This is a genomic window from Pseudoxanthomonas japonensis, from assembly GCF_010093445.1.
In the GTDB taxonomy this organism is placed as follows: domain Bacteria; phylum Pseudomonadota; class Gammaproteobacteria; order Xanthomonadales; family Xanthomonadaceae; genus Pseudoxanthomonas_A; species Pseudoxanthomonas_A japonensis.
Genome location: NZ_PDWW01000063.1, coordinates 1 through 673 on the forward strand (window position 1 = coordinate 1; position 673 = coordinate 673).

Sequence of the window (673 nt, forward strand, 5' to 3'; positions counted from 1 at the left end):
CGGGCCGAACAGGCACGCACGCCTTCCTGCCGCATCAGCCTTTCGACCCGACGGCGTCCGATCGGCTCGCCCTGTCGCCGGAGGGCGGCATGCACCCGGGGACTGCCATAGGTCTGTCGGCTGGCCTCATGCACCTGGCGGATCTTCTCTATCAGCGAGGCGTCCTCGATCCGGCGATCACTCACCGGTCGCCGAGCCCAGGCGTAGTAGCCGGCGGCACTGACCCGGTAAAGGCGGCACATCGCCCTCACCGAACAGGTTTCCTTGTGGTGTTCGATGAAGGCGAAGATCTCGCTTTTCGATCGGAAGTGAACGCGATCGCTTTTTTTAAAAGGTCATGCTCGAGCTTGAGTTGCTCGTACTGCCGCTTGATCTTGCGCAGCGCCTTCAGCTCGGCTGCCGTCGACGGATCCACCGGTGCACCCTTGGTCACGATAACGCCCTCCCGCGCGAGTCTTCGCCAACGAGACAGCATGTAGGGATGGATGTAAAGCGACTGGGCGACATCGACGACACGTACGCCTGGCTGCTGGCTCAAACGCACGGCAGAGGCTTTGAAAGCATTGCTGTAGCGATGGGTGGTTCTGGGGCCTGGCTTGGGCATGGGGACACTCCTGAGGGTTAGGTCGGGGTGTCCACTAAACCGTAGGAACTACCGGTTCGGCTTGAATGA

Annotated in this window: 2 protein-coding genes; both read right to left on the reverse strand. The window is 61.5% G+C overall.

From position 1 onward, the window contains the following. A partial coding sequence (locus tag CSC78_RS18770) for an IS3 family transposase (protein WP_162339389.1) occupies nucleotides 1–242 on the reverse strand: 242 nt, incomplete at its 3' end. Nucleotides 243–247: 5 nt separating this feature from the next. Beyond that, nucleotides 248–604, reverse strand: coding sequence for a transposase (locus CSC78_RS18775; protein ID WP_162339390.1), 357 nt, complete (start codon nucleotides 602–604; stop codon nucleotides 248–250). Nucleotides 605–673: the final 69 nt, after the last annotated feature.

Coding starts and splice junctions, on each gene's coding strand:
- CSC78_RS18775 (WP_162339390.1), bottom strand. CDS start 604: ATGCCCAAGCCAGGCCCCAGAACCACCCATCGCTACAGCAATGCTTTC.